Source organism: Sutcliffiella halmapala, from assembly GCF_002019665.1.
GTDB lineage: Bacteria > Bacillota > Bacilli > Bacillales > Bacillaceae_I > Sutcliffiella_A > Sutcliffiella_A halmapala.
In genome coordinates, this window is the sequence record NZ_KV917375.1 from 4,061,939 (window position 1) to 4,086,450 (window position 24,512).

The window sequence follows — 24,512 nt, forward strand, 5'->3', positions numbered from 1 at the left end:
AACTATTAATATGTATTCTATAAATATTCATACTAACTATTTAAAAAATAATAGCACTAAAAGAAGGGAGTAAGTACATGAGTTTATTTTTAGAAGATGATGAACCGCAAATGATTTAGGATGCTATTAATAGTGCTCAGCTTGTTTTCCATCCTAATTATGCATCAAGCGGAACGATAGATTACTCTGAATTTCTTGCATTAACCGGAGAAAAGGAAGTGATATTACTATTAGATAGGAACCAAAGCTTTTTCTGCTCTTCGGTGTATGCAACTGCTCTATAATAAGCCACTTTATAAATATAACCGCCTGGATTAGATACAAATTCTCCCTTCAAAATTTTTCCATAAAGCTCATCTACTGCAACACCTATTACATAGTTATCGCTAGCTTCTGGTGGAATTTTAGACCATTTTTCCGTATTGTATTCTCTAAGCCATCTAAATAACCGCTTTTATAAAGAAGACCAACCATTTTTTTGGGATTTAAGGATTCAACTGCTTCTCTAATCTTATTCCAAAGATCATCCACACCTCATGTCACCTCCGTATCAGTTTTTTGGTTCTTCTACTAAGGTAGTAATAATTGTTACACCTATTTTTTTTTGTTGTTATTCCTAGATGGGTAGTTCCTCCATTTTCGCCTCTACTTAATAAGTAATTACTATTACACTCTGATCTTTTTTGTCTTTAACTAGGTATGTAATCCTTTTTTCGTTTCTACTTTATAAGTAATTGTTGTTACACCTAAAAGATATTTATACATAAGTTTATAAAAAATCCCTTCAAGTTTCTGAACTAGAAGGGAATAACGTGCTAGTTAATGTTATTTTATTGTTGAGTTTTTATTGGAAAGCTGTCTTATGGATTAAATATCTCACTAAACTGGGAACCAAATCCTTCATTACCTAGTTCAATAAATAACGACCGTATTTCCTCCCAAGTTCCTGTTTCACCAGATAAGAAACCCCAAAAATTGTTTTCTATCAAAGCATCTATTCCTTGATTAAGTGGATAAGCTCTAGAACCATTTTTAGACCACCAAGAAGTTTCATAAGGATTAAATGGAAAAGCAATGTGAGCTTTCAACTGAGCTTGGGGTTCTTTACACAATCTGTAAGCATACCAATTCATCAATGTACTATTAAACTTTAATCCGCTACTTTGATTAATTTGGTTAGTCTTTATGTCAAACAAATATTCAACACCATCTTTTTTTACCCATAAATCTACTCCTTCACCAGCTGTAACGTTTATAAATTGTAGCTTGCTTAAGTTTAGCCCACTTATAACGGTTCTAAGTTCGTAAACGTACTCTTGTAAAGTAACACTATTACTTCTATTTTCTCTCTCTCTTCTCCACTTATCTACTACTTCTGATACCTCTTTTGGTAACGGATAAGGCATCTCAAGTCGGTCAGGTATTACAGTAAACCCATTTGATTCCGCTATTGTTCTTGCAATTGGCTCCCATAACGTTGTACCAAGACTTGTTTCTAATCCACCAACTAAAGATCGGATTCTTCTTTCTTTTGGAAAAATGTAATCCAAAACATGTGTTGTTCTAACGTCTCGATTAACAAAGAAATTTCTAATTGAACTTTCAATATTAGCTTTGATTCTTTCTTTTAATTGTTGATCCATACTATTCCCTCTCTTTTAAAAATTACAAAATTATGTAAGACAACTATAATTATACCAATTATTTAATGTGATGTTTTTTATATGGTTAAATAGTACTAACAACTGTTAATAGGGATGAATTCACTAAACATGCAATAAAAAACACTCAAAATTGATGATTATGAGTGCTTTCTTGATATACACGTATATTTTTTACCGGAATATCCTTGTTCTTTCTGTTTTTTACTTCTTCCATTTTTGAATAGAAACTATCCTCTATATCTACTTCAAAGTAATTTGCAAATTTAGTAATATAGGCTAAGCAATCAGCAAACTCCTTACCCAAGTTTTCTTTAATAGACTCTTTGGCTATATTAAAGGCCTGCTGTTCATCCATACCTTCGTTTATTAATGAATTAGTCTTATTGAACGCTTCCCTTAATTCTTCCGCTATTTCTGCAACTTCTGTTGTCAAAAGCATGTAATTATTTAAAAGAGAAGATTTTGTTTTTTCATAGTTATCTGTATTAATTTCCCAATTCATTTCTTCATGGTACTGTTTCATATATTCTTGTAATTGTTTCATTGAGCATTCCTCCGTTTAAAGAATAATCGATATTAATACTATACCAAATATGACACTTCACCAAAGAATATTTTAGTCAACAAAATTGAAATAAAAAAAGAGAAGGTAGACTTAAAAAAGACCTTCTCCTAAAAGTAAGCTAAAATTCAAATTGGGAAACCTTTGTAATGTCCAAAATTATCATTAAATAATTGCGTCAATATGTTTGTACCGTTTTTTTGAGAACGGTTAAATAATTCACTAAATAGATGGGAATGATCTTCTGAATCAATAATTTCGGTGGTGTACTTTATTTGTGTTTGTAAAAGATCCTCAATTGCTCTAGGTAAAGCTTTACATACTTTTGCAAACGCATGGGAATCGCCAGTAACTATTTCATAAAAATAATCACCTGAAACTTTATAAACTCTTGGATGATTATAGACTCTCATTTTATCAGGACCTTTTGTCTTATCAAAAGTTTGATTCCATTGGGTACAATAACTAGTTGGAGCAATTAATGAAACCCAGTAACACTTGGCATCAGGATACTCCTCAGCAAATCTTTCCAATTTTTGATATGTACTTTCTTGAGAACTACTGTTTACCGTATTTCTTTTATTTTTAATCTCTGCAAATAAAGTATTATCTTCTCTCTTAATGTCATAACCGGCATTACCTTTTTGAATAAATCCTTCAATTTCTCCGAGTAGCTTTTCATGAAAGTGGCCGATGAAATTACTGATATTTTTATCCATTTGACGTTGCACTTCACGTTCAATTAATTCTTTCTCTGAGACTCCCGAAAAGATCATATCAAAAGTAAGCTTTATCGGGTCAATTTGATTATTATAAAACTTTTTTATTGTATATTCATTCTTTTGTTTTTCATATTCAATATAAATAGATTTTATACAATCTAAAAAGCTCTGATCATCAATAAAATCAACAAACTTATTCATAACAATCCTCCAACCTTAAATATGACTATCAATGGAACGTATTACTCTACCTATTTGACTGTCTAATGAAACATAATTAATATCTGTTTTGTTCCAAAATTGACTACCAATCAGTTTTTGAATAGAGCCACTATAGATCCAACTACAAGAACAATCTATACATACGACGAAATAAGCATTTGAAAATGCGGATAATTCTTGCGTCGACCTATGAGATTGTGATCCTGTTAAAGTATCTTTTTTTGTTTTTAATTGAGTATAATAAAGAACACCAGTATTTTTATCAACCAAGATTACGTCGATACCTTTTAATTTAAAGCCTAATTCATATTCTGGGGAAATGACATTACTTGATAACATCGCTGTCCTTTCCCACAAATTACTCATTCTTGCTGATAAACTTCTAGTAATCGAATTCTCTGCTCCTCAAGCATTATGCTTTGTAAATAAGTTAGTTGCACCAGCTAATGCTCTAGCTTTAAGAGCCGGTATTTTTGCAATATAGTTTGATTGAAATGTATTTAAGATAGTTAAAATTTGTGCAGTGTTATCTGTTTTTTCGCTTAGAATTCCTGGAATATGTGTATTTATAATTGGTTCCCACATGCTAGATAGTACAATAGGTCATTTATACTATCAGGATTTCTTCCATGATGAGCTTCAAATGCCCTATATAAAAATTTCTCATATTTCACATCCTCATATTTTTAATAATGGAAATGGCTTTTCAATACCAAATAATACCTATTACTCATCTTTAATTATATATATGTAGCGATTTTGTAGCAATAGTAATTAATTTTAAAACTTATCCAATAAAAAATACCTACTCTAGGTAATGAGTAGGTATTTTTAAGTATATTAATTTGTAACACTAAATAAATTCATTTGTTCCACTACTACTTTTTGATTATCTTCATTAATACTATAGTTAATAATATTTGGTGCAACAATTTGATTTAAAGTATGAATCATTGATAAGCCAACATGACGGGCCAATTCGGTAGGTACAGCATTTCCAATCTGTTTATACTGTTGTGTCATTGAGCCTTCAAATATCCAATTATCAGGAAAGCTTTGGATTCTAGCATATTCTCTAACGGTAAATGGTCTTGTTTCATCCGGGTGACAACGTTCGGTTTGTTTCATATCTGGTGCAGTTGTAAGGGTTAAACACGGCTCGTCCCACGAGATTCTTCTTGCAATCCCAGTCTTTCCTCCACCCAAATAAAATGACCCTTTCATGTATTCCTTTTGGATTTCGATAGGTAAATCTCTCCAATAACCACCAGGCGGTACCATTTCCATTATTTCACGTTTACGTTCTGGATATTGACGGCCGGGAGAATCAGGAACATCTTGTAGCACGTCACGAAGAACAGGGATATAATCTCGTGGAGCCGGAAATCTAAAATTAGCCTCACAATCTTTCCTAGTACCAATAATGAAAATCCGTTCTCTTTTTTGTGCAACATTATAATTAGTTGCCTTTAGTACCTTGTAAGTCACGTTATAGCCAATTTCATCAAATACATCCATCATCCCTTGAAGTGTCTTACCTTTTTCATGACTCACTAGCCCTCTAACATTTTCCGCCAGAAACATTTTTGGTCTTAGCTCATTTAATAATTGAGCATACCAATAGAACATGGTTCCTCTTGCATCTTTAAGTCCAAGTTTCTTGCCGGCAAAACTAAAAGCTTGACAAGGATAACCACCTGATAATACGTCTATTTCTTCATCTCCAATATAATTTCTAATTCCTTCTTTAACAATATCGGCAATATCACCTTCAATTACTCTTAAATCTGGACGATTTGTTCTAAGTGTTGAACAAGCATGCTTATCGATTTCAAGAGCAGCAGCAGTTTCAAAACCAGCTTCCTCTAAGCCAAGCATTAAACCACCGGCACCAGCAAATACTTCCAAGACTCTATAAGGACGATCTGGTGTAATATCGTTGTTAACTACATCTAAAAAATTTTTGCCTGCTTCTCGATCTTTATAATCAATTTGTGGCCGTTCTCTAGTATCTAAATCAGTAGGAGTAACCCCGAAAAAGCTGCATAAGTCATAAAGCTCTTCTTGAGACTCCACTTTTCCAGTTTTTACAATATGGTCTAATTTATCTTTAGTAATACCTAACTTTTCGGCCCAATCTATATTTTTCCCAAAATCTGTTTCATTAATTAAGTTTTGTAAATTCTCAATCTTAATTTCCATTTTGAATAGTCCTCCCTTCAAAAAACGAACGTATGTTCTTATTTATAGTATAAGGGTTGTCCATATTTTTCACAAATTGTATTTGTTATTGTATCATAGAACTCTGTCGATTTGTGCTAGTAAATACTACTATTCTTTAAATATTAGTATAGTTCATCGTTATCAAAATTTCCGCTCTAAATTAACAAAATAGTAATATTTATTGACGAATAGAGACAAGGAAATGCTATCAGTTTCATGAGGGAGATAAGGTTATGTCAAGCATATAAATGATACTATTTTTAATCAAAATGTTAATCACTTAAAGCACCTCACTTATAATGTTTGACCTTAGTATAAAACAAAAGGGTTATCTTTTGCAACACTTTTCCACGAAAAATATTGCAAATGTTATATTAGTTACATATACTTTAAACAAAGTTACCACTTAGGAGGTGATTATTATTTCTGATTTCGGGAAATTTATTAAACAATTAAGAAAGGATAGGGGATTGTCATTAAAGGAAGTTGCAAAAAAAGGTGGTTTATCGCATCCTTATATTTCTCAAATTGAAAATGGGAAACGGAGCACACCAAAACCTGAAATAATAAATAAATTATCAATAGGTTTGGATGTCGATTATATGCAACTACTTGAAACTGCGGGATATTTACCAAAAATTAAGAAAGCTGAAGAAATAATTCACGATGTCGAAACAATGCGGGAGATAAGTAAAGGAAAATGGAAACAAGCCACACCTGAGGATATTAAACGAATGCAGGATGAACAAGATAAGGCATTAGCAGGAAAAGTATTTAATTTTGAAGACCTGTTGTCCGATGGATTTTATATTAAATACAAAGGTGAATTTCTTTCACCTGAACAAAAACGAAAAATTATTAAGTTTATGGATTATTTTTTATAAGCATGTAGCTAAGCTAGTCAATCAAAAAATCAATTAATAAAACAACAAATCCATAAAACTATCTTTTTGATCTAGACTGGGGGAGATAAAATGCAACAACTATCAGTAAAATTAAGTATTCCCGTTCCCTCTGATAGTATAATTATTTCCAAAGTAGAGTTACAGGAATTGAACAAGACACAGTTATCAGGTGCATAGTGGTCAATGAAAGACCTTGAAAAGAAAGTGAACCGCAAAAGTGAATGAATCAAAGAAAATATTCTTTATCCTCCTAAATCCGAAAACTGCTTGATGTGGATTCAGGTGGATTTGTATTCTATCCAAAAGTGAAAGGTCAAACGTGGTCTTTTCATGCCTTGAAAACGGCAGAGTTTTAGATAAAAATTTCCACCGTATATTTCAAAGTAACATAAAGTAGTTCTTCTGCTATCACTTCTTATTAAAAAATTTCTATTTAATTCAACTATTACATAACCATTTAATAATGGTTAAGATAAGGGTGACCTATATCAACCTACCGGCCACCCTTACCTATTCAATTAGGAAAGGAGGGTTCCGTACCAAAAAAGAGGCAACAATTACTGCTGCAGAAATAGAAGCACAATTGAGTAAAGGAATTGTTCCCCATTTAACGCCAGTTCCTATTGATCAGTGTTTTGATAAATGGCAACTTATCGCTTTTGGAGATATTGCATCAATTACAAGCTAATACGAGATTCCAAATGTTATCTGATTGAACAAACGACCATGGAATAAAATGGTCTATATGTGTTTCACGCTTCATTCCTGATAATGTTTTCCCGCAATAGAAACAATTCGCTTCGAAATAGTAAAGTAGTACTTTTTCAAATGGCCTTAAGGAAGTGCGTCTTGCAATACTTTCTACCTTCCCTAACAAATAATTAATGCTAGGTACTTCATTCAGCTCTTCAATCATGGCAGCCATATGATAATTGGTTAGGTTCACAAGTAGCCCCTGATAATTTAACATGAAGGTGTGAACAGCAGGATTGAGTTTGAAATATTCACGCTTATGATTAAAAGCATAAAACTTTCCCTTCGTATCCCCATAAAGTGCACCGAATACATTCGCTTTCATCGTTGTCTTCACTTTGCCAACCAGTTTAATCTAAACCGTATGATCAATTTTATCCCAATTAAATTCAGAGGGGATCGAATACAGTTGTTGTGCCTCTTGAATGAGTGTAACAACCTTAGCATTTTTCTGCAGATTACTATTTTGCTGGATAAGATTATGGTGAACCACCAAATTCCAATAAATTTTCGTAATGGAGTAGGCGAGTTGGTCATATGTTAACTCATAATCATCATTAACTTGATACAAATTTTCGATAAGTGCCTTTATTAAAGCAAACTTATAAGTAGAAGACTTTACAGATTTCGTGGACAACACCATCGTAAAAATCCGCCAAATCTCTTCGTCTGTTAAGTAGTACTCCTGTAGCTCACCGACTTTTAGTTTATGACTCAAGCTTCCTCCCACTTCCGATTACAGTGCCAGGCATTAATCATCCTCTACTTCTACTAAAAATATTTTCTGTTCAAATCCACCACGCTTTTTCACTTTCTCTTTGCGGATATTTTCTACCTCTTCCATTGAAGAGCCGTGATAGGCTGCAAGTGCATGGATTATTTCTAGCAGATCGGCTAGTTCTTCTAATGCTTCTTCCTTATTTTCAGCATTCATATACTCTTCCAGTTCTTCAAAGCTCTTTTTCTTGAGTTCCTTTATGTATTCCTCGTTAGATAAAATGGTGGTTGTGAAGTTTTTCCCTTATTTTTGGTATGTTATCGCGGACTAGGTTGTTGTAGACTGCATGTTAATCCACTATTCCTTCTATTTGTACTTTCTATTATAGGAAATTTCAGGTAGAAAATACACAAAAATTAACTACATAAGATTAGTGAAATTATAAGCTCATTTTAGCAAAAAACACTAGGGTCTTCCAAAACCGACCATATCCTTGAATAAAACAGGTATTTTAATAATTAAATAGAATTAATTCCATAGATAGACAACCGGATTATATAAAGGTGGGTGTTAATATGTTAATAAAGCCAAAAAAATTGCAGCCGGGAGATTGTGTTGCAACAGCAAGTCCTTCTTGGGGAGGAGCAGGCGAGCCAGAACTTAGATGGCGATATGAACAAGGGGTAAAGAGACTAGAGGAAATCTTTGGACTGAATGTTATCCCAATGCCGAATAGTTTGAAAGGGGAAGACTATCTTTATCAAAATCCACAGGCTCGTGCAGAGGATTTGATAACGGCATTTAAGGATGATCGTATAAAAGGAATCATTGCCAATATTGGTGGAGAAGATAGTATTCGCTTACTTCCCTATATCGATTTTGATGTGATACGTGAAAACCCGAAAATATTTATGGGTTACTCTGATGTGACCGTTTCCCATTTATTTTGCCATAAAGCAGGAATTTCTTCTTTTTATGGTCCAGCCATTTTAACCGATTTTGCTGAAAACGTGGAGATGGATTCCTATACCATTGAAATGGTGAATCGAACGCTCTTTTCCAATGAGATTATTGGTGAAATTCGACCAGCTAACGAATGGACGAGTGAGCGTTTAGAGTGGATCGAAGAGAATAAGAACCGACGACGAACAAGGAGGAGAAATTTAGGTAACGAAGTACTTCAAGGGTCAGGTATCGTACAAGGACATTTGATTGGTGGTTGTATGGAGGTACTTGAGTTTGCAAAAGGAACTGAACTTTGGCCTGAGAAAAAATACTGGGAGAACAGCATCCTTTTCTTTGAAACCTCTGAAGAAAAGCCAGACCCGAGTCTTATAAGATATTGGTTACGAAATTATGCTGTACAAGGTATTCTACAAAAGGCTAATGGAATCATTTTTGGTAAACCACTAGATGAGAAGTATTACGACGAGTATAAAGTAGAAATTCAAAAAGTAATGAAGGAATTTGATTTAGAGGATTTGCCGATTCTTTATAACATGAATTTTGGTCATACCGAACCAAAATTTATCTTGCCATATGGCGCAATGGCAGAAATTAATTGTGATAAGAGGAATTTCACCATTCTGGAAAGTGGAGTGGAATAATCGTCAATTGATTACAGCCACAAGAATGTACCATCTCTGCCATGTTTTTCACCAGCACTTGCCACGAAATTTACCACTTGATGACAACTTGTTTACCAATAGAAGAACGTCAACGATTTTGAGTGAAAAAGCCTAACCCTCTTTATCTTTAACGAGGAATTAGGCTTTGATTTTCCGCAATTGCTCCAATTGTGGAATATTAATTTCTAATGAATAGTAGCGTTGTACTGCTCAGAAAATGGATCTTTTTTCTTCAAATGAATGACAAACATTATATTTAAAAAAGAGAGAAACCTAATTATAAGATTACAATTACTTACTATTAGTAATAAACCGTCTATTTCCACTCTCTCCGAGAACTCTCTTTTGTTATTGATTTTTACCGAATAGATGGTTTAATCAATGCTGTAGCATCTTATCATTTTTGGTTTCTTCTAAGTCAGTAAAAAATGTCATAAAAGTACCATAATACCCTTCTTGTTCCCAATCTTGGTCGATGTTTTTTATACTTATTTATTCTATGACACTATTTCCAAAGTTCTTCTGTAATCTGGCCTGAAGGGACAGGAAAAAAGTAATGGTTTTCACTCAGGTATTTTAATATCCCTAATTGTCTTATCTTTAAGCGAAATAATTGAATCAGATAAATCTATTAAATAATGATTTAGAGAGTGTCTATGGATTGCCGCTTACTTTTTAAAGATGATAGATTTTACTTTTTCGGTTTATTTAAAGCATTCTTTACTTCGCTTGGTAGAATTCCCATAAAGTAGTCTTCTATATTATCCCAAAACCATTTTGAGTAATTTAGAATTTTCTCTTTTGGTGAATTCCCTTCTTGTTTTTTTATAAAAAGATACTTCAACATTTCAACGCTTGTATAATGTTTATCTTGAACATCTTTTAATATGCTATTTTGATAAAAATCACCTTGTTTAATAGCTTTTTCTAATGGATAAATTGAGTTCATTCTTAAATATATTTGTGGGTTGTTTCCACCTACCACTTGATAACTTAATAACTTTCGACTCTCCCCTATTCCAAGTGCTGCTAATTTCGCATCTAATTCAACACTATTTGCTCTCATGTAAAATGTAAGTATATCGCTACCATTCTCAACAAAATTATCACGAGGCTTCAATGTTGCTAACAAACCCCTCTTAATGAATGTCGTGAATAAATCTCCATCGTTATGAATGATATACTTCGGTTTAGAATCCCCACTACTTGGACGCTCGGATATGAATTTAATCTCTTTTATCTTTGAATATTCAAATGCTACGTTAATGACTGTTTGTGCAAACGTCATCGCTTCGAACCTATCAGAGATTTTTAATGCTTTCATAAAATGGTATCCAAGATCATCAACCGAAAATTGTTTTCCAGACATTCTATAATTATTTACGAATATTTCAAAAGCCTGTAAGATTAAGTTATATTCGGAAACAATTGACTCAACTGATTCATTATTATTTAATCCTACTTCTACTCCTGATACATAAATAAATTTTTCAAAAATAGATTTATGCTTCAGTTTCCCTCTTTCTTCTGATGAAAACAATGCAAATTTAAAACTAGGAAAAGACATACTTCTATAATATTTCTCCCATATTCCACTCAAGTTCACCTGATATACAGCAGAATAACTATCACTCTGTATTTCGTATAGTTTGCTAAAATACCTTCCTAAATTGGAATGAATAAATGTTCTTTCTAAATCAGGAGTTACGAATATTAAATCATTCCCAAATATGCTTCTTGGTCTTGCGACAAATGGAGAATATCCTAGCTTATTTGGTGAAGAAAAATCTTTCTCAATCATTAATAAAACTGTTTTCACTTTATTGTCTAATGAATCCTCATCGCGCTTGTTTTGAACAAAGATATATTTAAAATCCTCTGGACTAATAATTAAATTACGGTTATTATTCTTTTCTTTATATACCGATAAAACCTTTTTCATAACCTCTATAATTTGACTCTTTCTAATCGCCGACATACCATATAGCTGTTTAACCTCGTTCAAGTCACGATTTAAAAAATCAATTAAACCAAATCCATTAGCAACTTTATTCTTATCTCGAGCTGCCCTTCCGATTTCTTGAATATAATCAACAACATTACCAGTAGGAGCATAATGATAAACATTTGTAATATCAGGAATATCGATACCCATTCCAAAGGCTTTCGTTGCCAAAACAAATTGTAAATCTCCACTTACATATTGATATAAAACCTCATCTTTTTCCTCTTTTTTAAGGCTTCCATGATATTTACCTGTAGCTTTAGCAAGATCCGGTGCATTTTGCGTTAAAAAGTTATTGAAATCTGTCAACAATTTTACTGTTGGGAAATAAACTAATGATTTTTGTTTGTTTTTATGAGCTATTTTTAAATGTTTCAACGCTAACGAGTGCTTCGTTTTTCGATAATCCCTTCCTTCTTTCTCTAAATCTTTTTCACTACTTTGAACAACCATAATTAACTCATCACGACGAACTTTTCCGAAGTATGAAATAGGACTTAGCATATTAAGACTATTTCTCGTATCTAAATACATATCTTCTCGCCCACTGTATATAGCCGTGGCAGTGAAAGTAACGATAGGGAATTTATACTCCTTTCTTAATTTAGCTAGATAAATACCTAAATACCAATAGTCAGAGCGAAACGATTTTCCCCAAGTAGTTACAATATGAGCCTCATCAATAATCACAACACCAATATTTCTATTACCAATCAGCATTTTAATATCGGATCGAGCTTGAAGCGTTTCAGGAGATAAGTATAGTATGTCAACTTGCTGATTTTGAATTTCATCAAGTATACGTTCTTTTTCATAAGGTGGAGTATTTCCATTTATTGTTGCTGAATTTTTAATCCCTTTTCTTTGCATACTGTCAACTTGATCATTCATTAGACCAATTAATGGTGATATAACTAAAGTTAAAGGCTTATCATCTGCATATTTATCTGCTAAATATAACGCTGGGATTTGGAACATCACTGATTTTCCTGCTCCAGTTGCTGCAGTTATATATATATCTCGAAAATCTTCACCATGCATTGCTTTTTCTGCCTGAATGACTATATCATCGATAATTTGAGCTTGCGAAATATTTATTGTTTCTTTAGACTGATTCTCTATATTTTTATAAAACTCAATTTCTTTGAAATCATCGTACCCATAAACGTCATTCAATATTTTTACATAGGCATCTTCATTCTCTATTACCTTTCTTCTTATTGATAATGTTGTAAAATACATATTTATATCAGAAATATTAGCGAGAGTATTAATACGTGCTAAATAGTTATTAGGTAGTAGCTCATTTGCTCCTGATAAAACAAATAAAACATTAGTGGTATCTTTTTTTAATATAATGTTCATAATAAGATCTAAAAATGGAAGTTCATCATCAGATAACTCTATTTGTGTAATATTTTCGGTAGGATAATCTTCGCTAAATTTAAAGTTATAATCCTTCTCATCATAATATTTGTATGTTATTGGTTTTTCATCAAATTCTGGATATGTCACATAATAATTTCCGCTGTGCTTTGAATAATCTATTTGTCCATAAAATTTCGAGACGTTTTCTAATATTTTTAACTGATTATTTTCTAATTCAATATCTTCTTGGTAGTATAAATTATGATAAATGCTCTCAACATTTGACAGTGAACCTCTATATGGATACTGTTTATTAAACAGATTATTTTCGATTACCAATACGGGCATTTTATTAATAGCTTCTTGACCTTTAAATAATTGATATTCTTCAATCGTCATCCATAAATAAGCATCTGTAAAAGTACGATGTTTGATAATATCTTCTATTACCTGTTCTTGTAACGTTGATAAATCCACTGTATCGAAGTAGTCTATACTAAACGAAAAGTACTTTTTCTCTCTTTTTAATTCTCTTGTGTCAAAACCTTTTAAAACAACAATAGATGGTCCATTTTGTTCCACGATTCCCTCAATTCTTTTTTCAATATTCATACAAATACTCCTTTAATATTGTAGTCGTTTTTGGTTTTCGAAGCTTACTAAGTGCTTTTGCTTCTATCTGTCTAATTCTTTCTCTTGTCACATTAAATATTTGTCCAATATCCTCCAATGTCTTTGTTTCACCGTTTTTAAATCCAAAACGATAATATAAAACTTGCATTTCTCTCTCAGTCAAATTCGATTGAAAGATCTCACCAATTGTATTTCTTAATTCAAAATTATTATATTCCTCATCAGGCATATTTAAATTTTCATCTAACACAAGTTCGCCTAATGATGTGTTTTCATCTTTTCCAACAAGCCGATTAAGACTATCCAAATTACTTTGTGAAATATAAAAGAGTAATTCTTCTACAACATTAATTGGTTCTTCCATTTTTTTAGAAATTTCAAAGATTGTAGCAGGTCTAGCCAATTCATTCCACAATTCATTCTCGATTTGTATGAATTTATTCATTTTTTCTCGATAATAAACTGGAATTCGTATTAATGTTGAATAATCCGCTATCCCCCTAGTAATCGCTTGTCTTATCCACCAAGTTGCATAAGTTGAAAACTGATATCCCAAGGAAACATCGAATTTTTCTGCAGCCTTTAGTAATCCAATAACCCCTACTTGATACATATCATTCACATCGAATCCCACTGTTGTTAAGCCCGAATACTGCTTTACTATCTTCCAAACTAACTTTCTATTCGCTTCAACTAGATTGCTAAGTGACTTATTTCGTTTTGATTCATCTCCTGAATGTATTTGATTTAAATATTCAATATTCCATGACTTATCAATAACATCCTCAAGTGAATCAACATGATTAATGAAGCTGTCGTCATCCAATAAAGAATCTAAATCATTTTCTAATAAATCATCAGGTATATCAAAATCAATTTCATTTTTCTCTTGGGCTGTATCGTCAATAATGATATAGTCTCTTCTCGTTAGATTACTTAGAATATTCTCTTGTATACTTTCATCTATATTATTTTGATTGAACCATTTAGTAAGAATACTTCTATTAATTTCCTTTTCTAGCTCAATACACTTAAACAACTTCAATAATTTTGACTTTAATAAAGTTTTGGGATGATCAATGATTTTTATTTGCAAAGAATCTAGTTCATCATAAACCGCAAACTTTTCTTCAATGTCAAGTGTGTATTCTTTAAACCACTGTTCAACATTATTCTGCACTATTTTACTACCGAAACGAAAATTATTATTAATATGAGAAAGCAGATCATCAAGCTTTTTATTCATTTGCATCACTCCCCTTACTTACCCAACCGGTATCTTATAGTTAGCTAGTAATCTTTAAAAGCTACAATTTCATCGCCTTATGATCATTGTCATTAGAATTTACAAAGTACTTCTTCATTTCATCATCAAAAGCTGCTGCACGATTATAGACCTTATTAAAGCGATTTTTAATACTCACTGGACTTCATAATTGAAATATATAATTTTTCTCCGTGACTTCCTCCAAAATATCATTCTTAGATTTCCCTTGTAACATGAGTTCAAGAATAATAGAGATCTCATTTTCCGACCATTTTTCTTTTGTAAATCCAGCTGAATATTCCATGATGCATCTCATTCATCCAACTTTCCTAACTGACATAATTTTAATTAATCCTTGATCAACTACTTCAAGCCTACGTTTTCCACATTGTTGACGAAGAATTGTTGTATATTCTCCTTCTTTCATCAACTTACTTTTATTAATGGCATATAACTTTGAATAAGTTCTATCATTTTCGATTCGTCAATTTCATATTTATCTTTCTGCTGAATGAATATTAATTTTTCTAGTTTATTCCTTTCCTTATCTGGCATTATCCAAATGGATATTCTATCAAAATCTATTCAACAGAAAATTCCGAACTTAACTCAACTTGATAAAAAAAGACTTACTACTATGTAAGTCACTAAACCATTTCATATTGAAGTTCCACCTAAATTGAGGCCAGCAAACCACCCCTTTACACAAAAAACTATGCTCAAAAAATATTGGTTTGGTTTAATTCTATTTATTAAACAGCAAAACCCTTTTACTTTACATTTTATACACCAGGAATCTAGTTTTCGCATCTTATATTTTCTTCTCTACAATCAATTAAACAAAAAGTCGTTTAGCTGTTTTCCCTATAATATTTGTACCGATACCATCTACTGTTCCTCCAATAAACCCTCCTACCAGAGGTACAGCCTTCCCTAAATTAACTACACCTTTTTCTCCAAATTTAGTAACCAGCCTAAATCCAACTGCTTTATTTATCGATTTAATAATTTCTCCTGGTAATCTTTTTATAGCATGCTTTGTAAATGCAGTTCCTGCTTTAATTCCAGCTTGTTTTAATATATCCGAAGCTGAACGGCCAGTTAAGCATACGAAAACAAATGATTTTACTTGGTCATCTTTTAAATCATATCCTCTCATATGTGCAATTGCTGCAATCATCCTTATTTGTACATAAGTGACTGATGCAATGTTGGCTGGAATGGCTACAGGTAAGGTAATTAGTCCACCTAATCCAGTTAAAAATCCACTTGTTGCGGATTTAGTATTTTGCCATCGAACTAAACTGTCTATCGCTTTATCTAATGAATCGTGTTTAGACATATAGTTTTCAGATATTTCATATGCCGTATCTGTTCCTGGTAATCCATTTATAGATTTTTCATATGCCCAGTCCAACAATTTACCTACTTTACTCTCTGTTAATTCCTTATTTGTCATAATGAACCTCCTGCAAACAGGATAAATTTACTAATTATATTGTAATGCAAAATTAATAATTGGGCTATCAATATTTTGTTTCCTCTATTAGTCTTTGATAATATAATACTAAGTTGAAAATTGGAGACGGGGACAGCGTATTCATCTATTCCTAGACTAGGCTTGTCCCTGTGGACACATGTTTTGAACATAGAAAATCACCTCAAACGAGATGCTTCACTCTTCCTGCATATTCATTTGAATCAAATGAATATTTTTTAGTTACTATTTTACTAGGCTCAGTGGAGGTTTGATTATGCATCATCTTCACCAATAATTGCTTCAGATAATCATTTTCTCTTTGGAGCTGTTCATACTCTTTCATATTAATCCCTCAATATTTAATAATATATCTAGTATTATAGCCAATTACTCCACTACCACTTTCCTTTAACATTTCCCCTCAGAAAATAATTCAATATGTTAGTTTTCCATAAGAGAGATTAGTCACAACAAGCCTTACGACAAATTATTTAAACAGACATTTGCTTAAATATTACTTGCTACAGCAAAGGCACTTCCTTTTTACAGAAAGCGCCTTTTTATTATTACTATGATTCTTTTAAATAAGTTACGAGATTTGGACACAGGCACCACGACCCATTCACACTTTTATACACTAAGTATTTACCTTAACTTAATTTTTTCGAACAGCCATATTCTCAAAGTCGATGATTAATTTATTCACAAGAAAAAAATCACTTCCTATGATTCCGTCAAATCCATGCATTTCTCTAACATCACCGAGCTGTATAGTAAAATCATTAAGCTGAAACTTATCTATTGTCATTCCATTCACTTTTTGTTCTATACAGATTTCCGTACCACCAATTCCTTACATCTTTCGAGTTATGGCATTTTCTAAATCGAGCATCAGCCCGATTTCTTCACATAAATCTGTATCTAAAATGGTTGAAGAACAGCCAGTGTCAAGCAGTACATTACTAAAAGTCTTTTTCTCTCCGTTGTATTCAACCTGAACAGCGACTAAAGGCAAATGGTCATCCATCTCAAATTTCATACTCTTCTTCGTACTCCTATATATGGCTGCTCAATTACCTTTGTTTCTTCGTTATTTGTGTGAAAGATATATAATTCTCGATCTTGATTTTCTGCATGTAGTTTTTTATATACTTTCCATGCTGCATTTCCGTTCTCAAAATCATCAATAACTGACATTTCTTCAATGACTCTTTCCTTACCTTTTGTTTCTGATTTTAATGCTTCTACTAAGACACACCGCTCTGGAAAATGCTGACGTACTTCAGACCATTTCATTTTTTTACCTCCGCTCTAAATGAATTGCCTTTTTTATATTATAACATTAGGTGGACACAGGGACAGGTTTATTCATACAAAAATTGTAAAATAATAGTATGCATCTTCTTATCATTGTGTACATGTAGACATAAATAAGTGTTAAGAGATTTATGTCTACAAAAGGCTGAAGCAGTTGTTTTACTAGCCAGGCTGGCCATACTAACCATCCTGCTAGATTATATATTTACAAGATCACCTATTATATGTTAACCTTTTTATTGATTTAGTTTACATATAGAAAGAGTGGTCTTATGACACAACATTTTTGGATAGCGGGCACAGATACTGATGTTGGAAAAACATTGGTAACTACATACTTCATGCGATATTTTCAAGCAAAAGGAGAAAACGTAATACCTTATAAACCAGTTCAAACAGGAATCATTGTAGAAAATTCGAAGAAATATTATGGCGATACAGAATTTTATCAATCATTCAGTGAAGAAGTCTTAGTAGAAGAGCATTTGAATAGTTATTCTTTTAAAGAGCCTGCTTCCCCCCATTATGCTGCCATGTTAGAAGGTATAGTAATTGAAGAAGAGGTCATTTTACAACATATTAAACAATTAAAGTCTTTATATGACTGGGTGATTTGTGAAGGTGCAGGAGGCTTGTATGTTCCATTAAATGAACAACGAAACTATCACTTTCTTCACCTGATTAAACAATCACAGTTACCTGTAGTATTAGTTGCTCGTACAAAATTAGGCACGATCAACCATACATTACTATCGATCGAAGTCCTTAAAATGAATGATATCCCGATCGCTGGTGTTGTATTTAATGCATTTGAAGGTACGGAACTTGAGAGTAATAACATAAGGACAATTGGGCAAATCACAGACTTACCTTCTCTTGTCTTCCCTAAGTTAAAAAATCTATCAGACTTTAAAAATATCAGGCTAGAAGATACGGAATTCTTCGAAAGGTTGTTGCATATATGATTCCTACCATTTCAAATTTACAAAGAAGAGATTTAAATCATGTTTGGCACCCTTGTTCACAGATGAAGGATTATGAGGATTTTCCTCCCATTGTGATTAAAAGCGGGAAAGGCATTTATTTGTATGATGAAAATGGGAAGCAGTATTTAGATGCTGTTTCTTCTTGGTGGGTGAATTTATTCGGACATGCGAATGAGCGAATTAGCACTGCCTTAGCAAATCAAGCTTTTCAATTAGAGCATGTGATATTTGCAAACTTTACTCACGAACCAGCCGTTCTTCTAGCAGAAAAACTAGCAAAAATCACTCCGGATGGTTTAACTAAAGTATTCTTTGCAGATAACGGGTCATCTGCGATAGAAGTTGCTTTAAAAATGAGCTTTCAATATCATATGCAAAAAAACAAACCAAATAAAAAACGTTTTTTAGCATTAACAGATGCCTATCACGGCGAAACACTTGGTGCTCTGTCTGTAGGAGGAGTTGATCTTTATAACGAGGTATATCAACCACTATTACTAGATACGATTCGAGCACAAGGACCCGATTGCTATAGATGTCCATACAACGAGAGTCCCGATAGCTGCCGCACACCTTGTATATCATCTGTTGAAGAAAAATTAAAGGTACATCAAGCAGAACTAGCTGCTATTATTATTGAACCTTTAATACAAGCTGCGGCAGGTATGAAAATGTATCCTCCTACTTATTTAAAGAAGTTAAAGGAGCTATGTTTACGATATGATGTACACCTTATAGCAGATGAAGTGGCGGTAGGATTTGGTCGAACGGGAACGATGTTTGCGTGTGAACAAGCAGACATTACACCCGATTTCATGTGTTTAGCAAAAGGATTAACAGGTGGTTATTTACCACTCTCAGCCGTCTTAACTACAGAGGATGTTTACGATGCATTCTATGATGATTATGAAAGTATGAAAGCTTTCTTACATTCTCATAGTTACACAGGTAATCCATTGGCATGTAGAGTGGCACTTGAAGTATTACAAATATTTGAAGATGACAATTACTTGGATGAGATTCAAGAAAAAGGTGCTTACATGAATGAGTTAGCTTCCAAAGTATTCAATCACCAACCATATCTTGGGGAATACAGACAAACGGGTATGGTTGGTGCTATTGAATTAGTAAAAGACAAAGTGACAAAAGAATCTTTCCCTAGTGAAGAAAGAATTGGCTATAAGATTTATCAAATCGCTTTAGAGAAAGGCTTGCTCTTAAGACCGTTAGGAAACGTCCTTTATTTTATGCCGCCATATGTGATTACAAAAGAGGAAATTAATAAAATGATTTCTATAACAAATGAAGCAGTACAGCAGTATTTTGAAAGTACTAAGGTGCCTACATATGAATAAAAACTCTACTATTTCATTAACAGCTATTTCTTTATTTGCATCTTTAACAACAGTTGGAGCATTTATAAAAATCCCATTACCATATGTTCCGTTTACGCTGCAAGTTCTATTTGTCTTTTTAGCAGGGAGTTTATTAGGAAGTAAAAGAGGGATGCAAAGTCAACTTCTGTATGTCTGTATTGGCCTAGCTGGAGTCCCTGTTTTTACACAAGGAGCCGGTATTGGCTATGTTCTACAACCTACCTTTGGCTATTTAATTGGCTTTATTGCTGGAGCATTTGTAGTGGGATGGATGATGGAACGAATATCCAATCCAAAGACTTATCATTTTATATTAGCCAATTTTGCGGGGCTGCTAGTCGTTTACTTAATTGGCGTTCCATACTTATATATGGCGCTTAATACATGGTTAGGTGTGCCAAGCAGTTGGGCACATATATTAATGATTGGCTTTGTATATAGTATAGCCGGTGATATCGTTATTTCAGTCATTGCAGGATTTTTAGCTACGAGATTATATAAAGTATTTTATACAATTCGAAACTATTGAATACTGAAGAACACTTTCTATTTAAAAGAGTCCACAAATCCTTGAAATACAGGGATTTATGGACACTATCGGTAACCAGAGGTGAATATAAAAAAATATAACCACTTTCATCCTCACTTAACTCCCTTGTTCCTACCTCTGAAAAGCAAGTCCATTCTTCATCATTCAGATAACTCTCCTCAGCAACCCTATTTAATGAATGATATTTTGTTATTCTCCAAGAATACTACGCCAATCTCTCCTGCCCCACTAAACTAAATCATCTAATAAAATGACTTCACCGCTTCCTGCATGCACTCCATATTGACAATCTAATTTCCCGCATAAGACATATTGTTTTTCCTCAAAATCATAGACATAGATAGGCTTTAGTTCAAACAATTCTTTGATTTTCCCATACGCTTCTTCTTTCGTAATCGTTAATTTATCAGGTGCTTGAAATTGATTATAAATCTCCAACATCGGTTTATTATCCATGTAATTTACTGCTTGCAAGCTCCTTGCATCAATCATAATCATCAGTTTTCTTTGAAAAACACGATTATCCTTGTTATCGGCTCTTAATATTGCATGAATATAGCCTTTGTCACGATGAAGAGTTTTAAGTATCCATTTTCCAGTGTCATTCGGATATTCCTGACGTAAGAATTCCTCGACTTCCATCATACATTTTTCTATCTCTTCCTTTGTGATTGGGAAAGAAATAGGAGATGGTTCACATGAAAATGCTTGTTCTGCTGATACATCCTCAGTCCAACAAATTTCTTTCCTATCAAACGGTTTATAGATTGGATTATTCCAAGAAATTGTTTTATCTATTTTCAAATACGACCATACATCCGCTATGACTTCGAATGGAATCGTTAATGTTGCATCATTCGTAACATAAATCTCCTCAACCGCATAAACAGGAAATAATTTATTCTGTTCATAGGAAGGGTATTCAATCAACTTCAATTGTTCTTTTGCCAAATGTTCCACCATTTCAAGAGAAAGGGTATAAGTTTCTTCTTTAACCTTTTCTTTAGAAGGAAATTGTCCATGCACAGAGAACGAGGTAAGTTTCCCTTCCTGATTAAATTTAACGTCAATAAATCCAGAAGGAGATACCGCTACACCTTCAAAGCATTCTTTAAATTGAAGTTCCCCTTCATTTTCTTTATCTAATTGAAATTGCTTCCCATATGTCAGTACAGTTTCACGTTCAACCCATTTTATTATTGTCTTTATTTCCAGATTGGCAAAAGTAACCCCATCTTTTGCATATGTCTTACCCATTACAAAAATAGCACTCTCAAACTTACGAGTAGCTAAATTGATCTCAATAATAGCTGTACCTTCTGGATTCGAACCATCCTCCTGTTGTTCAGTTACATGATTCGGAAACCATTCCATACAAAGTTTATAGATTGTATCACTAAAGATATCGACGTTTCGAGAAAGGCTATGTTGTTCTAAGTAGTAGTTCTCTAATCCAAATTTTGTCCTTGTAAAATCAATTAATTCTTGTATTCTACTATCCATATGAATATCCCCTCTGTTCTGTAAAAATGTGCAAAGATCCTATTATCTCTTTTCCAAATATGTCAGATTTCCTGAATTTAACCACTTCATAGTTTCCTATTTTTTCCACAATACTTAATAATAATATTTACATCACTTAAAAGGATTTCTTTATCCATCCTCATATATCTTTGCTCCTGAAGTTTGAATATCTTCTTTGTGTTTTTTACTTATAAATCAATCGTTCACAGAATCAACCTCTATTTTTAAAATATTTATAAAATTATAATATAACCTCCGTTAATTTGGTATAATTTTCTAAAAAGAACACTTAAAACACCACCGAAAAATGGAGGTGCTTGCTTCATTAGATAGAACCTTTTAAATTTATTGTGTTTGAAAAGTAAACGGATAAATTCCGCTTAAATTGAGAAATACCCATGTTTCTTTAAAAATAAGGGGGTTTTTTCCGCTTATAGTACCCAAATCTTAGGTTTTTTTCTAATTTAGAGCAGTTAAACGGAATATCTCCGTTTATATCTGCTACTTAAGCTCCATCTATATACATTAGCCGGAAATTCTCCGCCTATGAATTCTCATACCTACACGAAAATCAACAATGAACCATAACAGAGCCTAAAGTCGATAATACCTGTCCCCTCTACCCTAAAAGGAGGTAATTACTTGAATAATGGTACCGAAACATCTCCCATATCTACGAAGGACCGTATTGTTTCGCTAGATATTATTAGAGGTTTTGCTTTATTTGGAATTTTGTTAGTGAATATACCGCTATTTCAGTCGCCAGGATTAATTCACGATTTGTATCTGATTTCGCCGGAACTAAGTAAAACAGACCAATTTTTGCGGATGCTGTTAGACGTGTTTGTGGAAACAAAATTTTTCACGATCTTTTCTTTATTATTTGGAGTAGGCTTTTACATTTTTATGAACCGTGCTGAGGAGAAAACGGGACGCTTTTATCGATTGTTTTCACGTAGATTACTAGTATTAGCATTATTCGGATTCCTCCACCTTGTCTTATTTTGGTATGGAGATATCCTTTTACGATATGCATTAGCTGGATTTCTACTAATTTTCTTTTACAAAAGGAAAGAGAAAACAATACTCATTTGGTTATTGTCCTTTACCATCGTCATGATTATTCTCCTTTCGTTAAGCTTTTTTAGTTCAGCTGACTCTGTCGACCAACAAATAACTAGTTTGCAAACTGAAGGAGTCATGAAAGTTGAGGAAGCAATTGAAGTGTATCAAAACGGTAGCTACGTAGAATGGTTATCCTTTCGATTTTCAAGCGAAGTCATTCCCGTTTTGCTAAATGTCCCATTTAATATTATTACTTCCTTATATATGTTTTTAATCGGGTTGTATGTTGCGAAGCGAGGAGTATTTCACAACTTCCCTGTACATAAAAACTTTGTAAAACGTGTATGGTTCTACAGTTTTTTTATTAGCATCCCAATTAGTACTGGTATTATCTTATTACATTTGAGAATACTAGATTTCGGGGTGTTAAATTCTCAAATGATTGAATCCCTGTTGATGATAAGTGGGTTAAGTCTTTCTTTTGTTTATGTTTCTACTATTCTATTGTTATTACAAAAGGCGATTTGGAAAAGGCTCCTACATCCGCTTCGTTATATCGGAAGAATGGCTTTAACGAATTACATCTTTCAAACATTGATTGGTGTTGGACTGTTTGTTGGTATAGGTCCGTATGGGGAAATTAACTTACGAATAGGGATTATGATAAGCTTGATCGTTTTCCCTTTACAAATACTAGGAAGTTACCTATGGTTAAAATATTTCCGCTATGGTCCTTTAGAATGGGTGTGGCGTACGTTAACATACCGTAGCTTACGAAAGAGTGCGGCAAAAATGAATACGGGGAAAGATTCGTCAACCATCTTGTAAAAATTAACCTGTCCCTATTATCTCCTTGCATATAAAAAAGAGTAGAGTCAATGATAAAATGACTCTACTCTTTTTGACTACTACACTTAAGTAATTGATTGTCTAATTTCTTTACATGTAGCTTCTGGATTATCACTTGCCGTAATCGCACTACCTACGATAAGTATATCAACCAATGAACCTTTCAGAGCTGATGCAGATTCAATGTTAATACCACCAGCAATGGCAACTTCCATTCCTCTAACTCCTTCAACAAGCTGAAAAAGATCCTTTGACGCAAATTCTCCTTCTTGTTGCATGTCTTTTCCTTTATGTAGGCAGACTAAATCCACGCCTATAGCTACAAGCTCCTCTACTCGCTTAGGCGAATCAACACCTAATAAATCAATCATTACTCGTTTTCCATAATCACGAGCTATTGCTAATGTTTCACGAATCGTTTGGTCGGAGGCAAAAGCCATAACAGTCATTATGTCTGCTCCTGAATTAAAGGCTTGCGTCGCTTCATGCTTACCCGCATCACAAGTTTTCATATCTGCTACTATTGTGGCATTGGGGTATTTTTCTTTCATTTCTCGAATAATTGCCATTCCATACTCTTTAATAACGCCTGTGCCGATCTCAATCCAATCAATCGTTCCCACAGTGGCATCCACAATACGGAAACATTCTTGTGCAGTTAATCGGTCTAATGCAAGTTGAATTTTCATCAATAG

25 protein-coding genes and 2 pseudogenes are annotated in these 24,512 nt (G+C 33.1%); 8 read left to right on the top strand and 19 right to left on the bottom strand.

The window, feature by feature from the left end; translation table 11 throughout:
* Window positions 1-372: 372 nt before the first annotated feature.
* The 6 genes from BK580_RS23740 to BK580_RS19955 all read right to left on the bottom strand — a co-directional run bounded on the left by BK580_RS23740 (window position 373) and on the right by BK580_RS19955 (window position 5,372).
* Window positions 373-531 (bottom strand): hypothetical protein, encoded by a 159-nt coding sequence (locus BK580_RS23740; protein WP_169865154.1) that lies wholly within the window; start codon window positions 529-531, stop codon window positions 373-375.
* Between the two features lie 329 nt (window positions 532-860).
* Complete coding sequence (locus BK580_RS19935) at window positions 861-1,643, bottom strand: TdeIII family type II restriction endonuclease (protein ID WP_078382030.1); 783 nt, start codon at window positions 1,641-1,643, stop codon at window positions 861-863.
* 145 nt (window positions 1,644-1,788) lie between these two features.
* Complete coding sequence (locus BK580_RS19940; protein WP_078382031.1) at window positions 1,789-2,208, bottom strand: MazG nucleotide pyrophosphohydrolase domain-containing protein; 420 nt, start codon at window positions 2,206-2,208, stop codon at window positions 1,789-1,791.
* 146 nt (window positions 2,209-2,354) lie between these two features.
* Window positions 2,355-3,149 carry an Eco47II family restriction endonuclease gene (locus BK580_RS19945; protein ID WP_078382032.1) on the bottom strand — a complete coding sequence of 265 codons (795 nt, stop codon included), beginning with the start codon at window positions 3,147-3,149 and terminating at the stop codon, window positions 2,355-2,357.
* Window positions 3,150-3,164: 15 nt separating this feature from the next.
* Window positions 3,165-3,527, bottom strand: a complete 363-nt coding sequence (locus tag BK580_RS19950; protein ID WP_139364939.1) for a hypothetical protein — start codon at window positions 3,525-3,527, stop codon at window positions 3,165-3,167.
* A 483-nt stretch (window positions 3,528-4,010) separates the two neighbouring features.
* On the bottom strand, window positions 4,011-5,372 hold the full coding sequence (locus BK580_RS19955; protein ID WP_078382034.1) for a DNA cytosine methyltransferase: 1,362 nt from the start codon (window positions 5,370-5,372) through the stop codon (window positions 4,011-4,013).
* Between the two features lie 434 nt (window positions 5,373-5,806).
* On the opposite strand from BK580_RS19955, the gene BK580_RS19960 reads away from it, so the two are divergent.
* From BK580_RS19960 to BK580_RS19970, 3 genes and pseudogenes are all read left to right on the top strand, one after another.
* Window positions 5,807-6,277, top strand: coding sequence for a helix-turn-helix domain-containing protein (locus BK580_RS19960; RefSeq protein WP_078382035.1), 471 nt, complete (start codon window positions 5,807-5,809; stop codon window positions 6,275-6,277).
* Window positions 6,278-6,367: 90 nt separating this feature from the next.
* Window positions 6,368-6,695 (top strand): annotated as a pseudogene (locus tag BK580_RS19965) (DUF771 domain-containing protein).
* An 81-nt stretch (window positions 6,696-6,776) separates the two neighbouring features.
* Complete coding sequence (locus BK580_RS19970; RefSeq protein ID WP_328589078.1) at window positions 6,777-6,986, top strand: Arm DNA-binding domain-containing protein; 210 nt, start codon at window positions 6,777-6,779, stop codon at window positions 6,984-6,986.
* Here BK580_RS19970 and BK580_RS19975 read toward each other — a convergent pair.
* The 3 genes and pseudogenes from BK580_RS19975 to BK580_RS19985 form a co-directional block, all read right to left on the bottom strand.
* On the bottom strand, window positions 6,972-7,376 hold the full coding sequence (locus tag BK580_RS19975; protein ID WP_078382037.1) for an HNH endonuclease domain-containing protein: 405 nt from the start codon (window positions 7,374-7,376) through the stop codon (window positions 6,972-6,974). The genes BK580_RS19970 and BK580_RS19975 overlap by 15 nt on opposite strands.
* Window positions 7,377-7,406: 30 nt before the next feature.
* Window positions 7,407-7,769, bottom strand: a complete 363-nt coding sequence (locus tag BK580_RS19980) for a hypothetical protein (protein WP_078382038.1) — start codon at window positions 7,767-7,769, stop codon at window positions 7,407-7,409.
* A 33-nt stretch (window positions 7,770-7,802) separates the two neighbouring features.
* Window positions 7,803-8,085 (bottom strand): annotated as a pseudogene (locus BK580_RS19985) (nucleoside triphosphate pyrophosphohydrolase).
* A 259-nt stretch (window positions 8,086-8,344) separates the two neighbouring features.
* Here BK580_RS19985 and BK580_RS19990 point away from each other — a divergent pair.
* Window positions 8,345-9,376: a S66 family peptidase gene (locus tag BK580_RS19990; protein ID WP_078382039.1), complete on the top strand. Its 1,032-nt coding sequence runs from the start codon at window positions 8,345-8,347 to the stop codon at window positions 9,374-9,376.
* Window positions 9,377-10,088: 712 nt separating this feature from the next.
* Here the strand turns inward: BK580_RS19990 and BK580_RS19995 are convergent.
* From BK580_RS19995 to BK580_RS20025, 8 genes are all read right to left on the bottom strand, one after another.
* Window positions 10,089-13,382 (bottom strand): DEAD/DEAH box helicase, encoded by a 3,294-nt coding sequence (locus tag BK580_RS19995; RefSeq protein WP_078382040.1) that lies wholly within the window; start codon window positions 13,380-13,382, stop codon window positions 10,089-10,091.
* Window positions 13,372-14,583, bottom strand: coding sequence for a sigma-70 family RNA polymerase sigma factor (locus BK580_RS20000; RefSeq protein WP_169865157.1), 1,212 nt, complete (start codon window positions 14,581-14,583; stop codon window positions 13,372-13,374). Before BK580_RS20000 ends, BK580_RS19995 begins: the two co-directional genes overlap by 11 nt.
* Window positions 14,584-14,833: 250 nt before the next feature.
* Window positions 14,834-14,986 carry a BrxA family protein gene (locus BK580_RS23965; protein WP_235864080.1) on the bottom strand — a complete coding sequence of 51 codons (153 nt, stop codon included), beginning with the start codon at window positions 14,984-14,986 and terminating at the stop codon, window positions 14,834-14,836.
* A gap of 519 nt (window positions 14,987-15,505) precedes the next feature.
* Window positions 15,506-16,129 (bottom strand): EcsC family protein, encoded by a 624-nt coding sequence (locus BK580_RS20010; protein WP_078382042.1) that lies wholly within the window; start codon window positions 16,127-16,129, stop codon window positions 15,506-15,508.
* 202 nt (window positions 16,130-16,331) lie between these two features.
* Complete coding sequence (locus BK580_RS23745; protein WP_169865160.1) at window positions 16,332-16,493, bottom strand: hypothetical protein; 162 nt, start codon at window positions 16,491-16,493, stop codon at window positions 16,332-16,334.
* 312 nt (window positions 16,494-16,805) lie between these two features.
* On the bottom strand, window positions 16,806-16,958 hold the full coding sequence (locus tag BK580_RS23750; RefSeq protein ID WP_169865163.1) for a hypothetical protein: 153 nt from the start codon (window positions 16,956-16,958) through the stop codon (window positions 16,806-16,808).
* Window positions 16,959-17,003: 45 nt separating this feature from the next.
* Complete coding sequence (locus BK580_RS20020; RefSeq protein WP_078382044.1) at window positions 17,004-17,189, bottom strand: pepsin/retropepsin-like aspartic protease family protein; 186 nt, start codon at window positions 17,187-17,189, stop codon at window positions 17,004-17,006.
* A complete protein-coding gene (locus BK580_RS20025) occupies window positions 17,186-17,446 on the bottom strand; it encodes a hypothetical protein (RefSeq protein ID WP_078382045.1) in 261 nt (86 codons plus the stop codon). Before BK580_RS20025 ends, BK580_RS20020 begins: the two co-directional genes overlap by 4 nt.
* A gap of 293 nt (window positions 17,447-17,739) precedes the next feature.
* Here BK580_RS20025 and bioD point away from each other — a divergent pair, with 293 nt between their 5' ends.
* From bioD to BK580_RS20040, 3 genes are read left to right on the top strand one after another with little or no spacing between them, the layout of a single operon-like run.
* Complete coding sequence (gene bioD / locus BK580_RS20030) at window positions 17,740-18,432, top strand: dethiobiotin synthase (RefSeq protein ID WP_078382046.1); 693 nt, start codon at window positions 17,740-17,742, stop codon at window positions 18,430-18,432.
* The gene (gene bioA, locus BK580_RS20035; protein WP_078382047.1) at window positions 18,429-19,808 is read left to right on the top strand and encodes an adenosylmethionine--8-amino-7-oxononanoate transaminase; all 1,380 of its coding nucleotides are present in this window, start codon (window positions 18,429-18,431) and stop codon (window positions 19,806-19,808) included. Before bioD ends, bioA begins: the two co-directional genes overlap by 4 nt.
* On the top strand, window positions 19,801-20,358 hold the full coding sequence (locus BK580_RS20040) for a biotin transporter BioY (protein ID WP_078382048.1): 558 nt from the start codon (window positions 19,801-19,803) through the stop codon (window positions 20,356-20,358). The genes bioA and BK580_RS20040 overlap by 8 nt, the downstream gene beginning before the upstream one ends.
* A 249-nt stretch (window positions 20,359-20,607) precedes the next feature.
* Here the strand turns inward: BK580_RS20040 and BK580_RS20045 are convergent, their stop codons facing one another.
* On the bottom strand, window positions 20,608-21,882 hold the full coding sequence (locus BK580_RS20045; protein ID WP_078382049.1) for a hypothetical protein: 1,275 nt from the start codon (window positions 21,880-21,882) through the stop codon (window positions 20,608-20,610).
* Window positions 21,883-22,545: 663 nt separating this feature from the next.
* On the opposite strand from BK580_RS20045, the gene BK580_RS20050 reads away from it, so the two are divergent.
* The gene (locus tag BK580_RS20050; protein WP_078382050.1) at window positions 22,546-23,796 is read left to right on the top strand and encodes a DUF418 domain-containing protein; all 1,251 of its coding nucleotides are present in this window, start codon (window positions 22,546-22,548) and stop codon (window positions 23,794-23,796) included.
* 86 nt (window positions 23,797-23,882) lie between these two features.
* Here the strand turns inward: BK580_RS20050 and hxlA are convergent, their stop codons facing one another.
* Window positions 23,883-24,506, bottom strand: a complete 624-nt coding sequence (hxlA, locus tag BK580_RS20055; RefSeq protein WP_078382051.1) for a 3-hexulose-6-phosphate synthase — start codon at window positions 24,504-24,506, stop codon at window positions 23,883-23,885.
* Between the last annotated feature and the right edge of the window lie 6 nt (window positions 24,507-24,512).

Bases quoted from the DNA above. Each gene is read 5' to 3' on its own strand.
- BK580_RS19935 (WP_078382030.1), bottom strand. From the start codon at position 1,643: ATGGATCAACAATTAAAAGAAAGAATCAAAGCTAATATTGAAAGTTCA.
- BK580_RS19940 (WP_078382031.1), bottom strand. From the start codon at position 2,208: ATGAAACAATTACAAGAATATATGAAACAGTACCATGAAGAAATGAAT.
- BK580_RS19945 (WP_078382032.1), bottom strand. From the start codon at position 3,149: ATGAATAAGTTTGTTGATTTTATTGATGATCAGAGCTTTTTAGATTGT.
- BK580_RS19955 (WP_078382034.1), bottom strand. From the start codon at position 5,372: ATGGAAATTAAGATTGAGAATTTACAAAACTTAATTAATGAAACAGAT.
- BK580_RS19975 (WP_078382037.1), bottom strand. From the start codon at position 7,376: ATGAAAGCGAATGTATTCGGTGCACTTTATGGGGATACGAAGGGAAAG.
- BK580_RS19990 (WP_078382039.1), top strand. From the start codon at position 8,345: ATGTTAATAAAGCCAAAAAAATTGCAGCCGGGAGATTGTGTTGCAACA.
- BK580_RS19995 (WP_078382040.1), bottom strand. From the start codon at position 13,382: ATGAATATTGAAAAAAGAATTGAGGGAATCGTGGAACAAAATGGACCA.
- BK580_RS23965 (WP_235864080.1), bottom strand. From the start codon at position 14,986: ATGAGATGCATCATGGAATATTCAGCTGGATTTACAAAAGAAAAATGG.
- BK580_RS20010 (WP_078382042.1), bottom strand. From the start codon at position 16,129: ATGACAAATAAGGAATTAACAGAGAGTAAAGTAGGTAAATTGTTGGAC.
- BK580_RS23745 (WP_169865160.1), bottom strand. From the start codon at position 16,493: ATGAAAGAGTATGAACAGCTCCAAAGAGAAAATGATTATCTGAAGCAA.
- BK580_RS23750 (WP_169865163.1), bottom strand. From the start codon at position 16,958: ATGACAATAGATAAGTTTCAGCTTAATGATTTTACTATACAGCTCGGT.
- BK580_RS20020 (WP_078382044.1), bottom strand. From the start codon at position 17,189: ATGAAATTTGAGATGGATGACCATTTGCCTTTAGTCGCTGTTCAGGTT.
- BK580_RS20025 (WP_078382045.1), bottom strand. From the start codon at position 17,446: ATGAAATGGTCTGAAGTACGTCAGCATTTTCCAGAGCGGTGTGTCTTA.
- bioD (WP_078382046.1), top strand. From the start codon at position 17,740: ATGACACAACATTTTTGGATAGCGGGCACAGATACTGATGTTGGAAAA.
- bioA (WP_078382047.1), top strand. From the start codon at position 18,429: ATGATTCCTACCATTTCAAATTTACAAAGAAGAGATTTAAATCATGTT.
- BK580_RS20040 (WP_078382048.1), top strand. From the start codon at position 19,801: ATGAATAAAAACTCTACTATTTCATTAACAGCTATTTCTTTATTTGCA.
- BK580_RS20045 (WP_078382049.1), bottom strand. From the start codon at position 21,882: ATGGATAGTAGAATACAAGAATTAATTGATTTTACAAGGACAAAATTT.
- hxlA (WP_078382051.1), bottom strand. From the start codon at position 24,506: ATGAAAATTCAACTTGCATTAGACCGATTAACTGCACAAGAATGTTTC.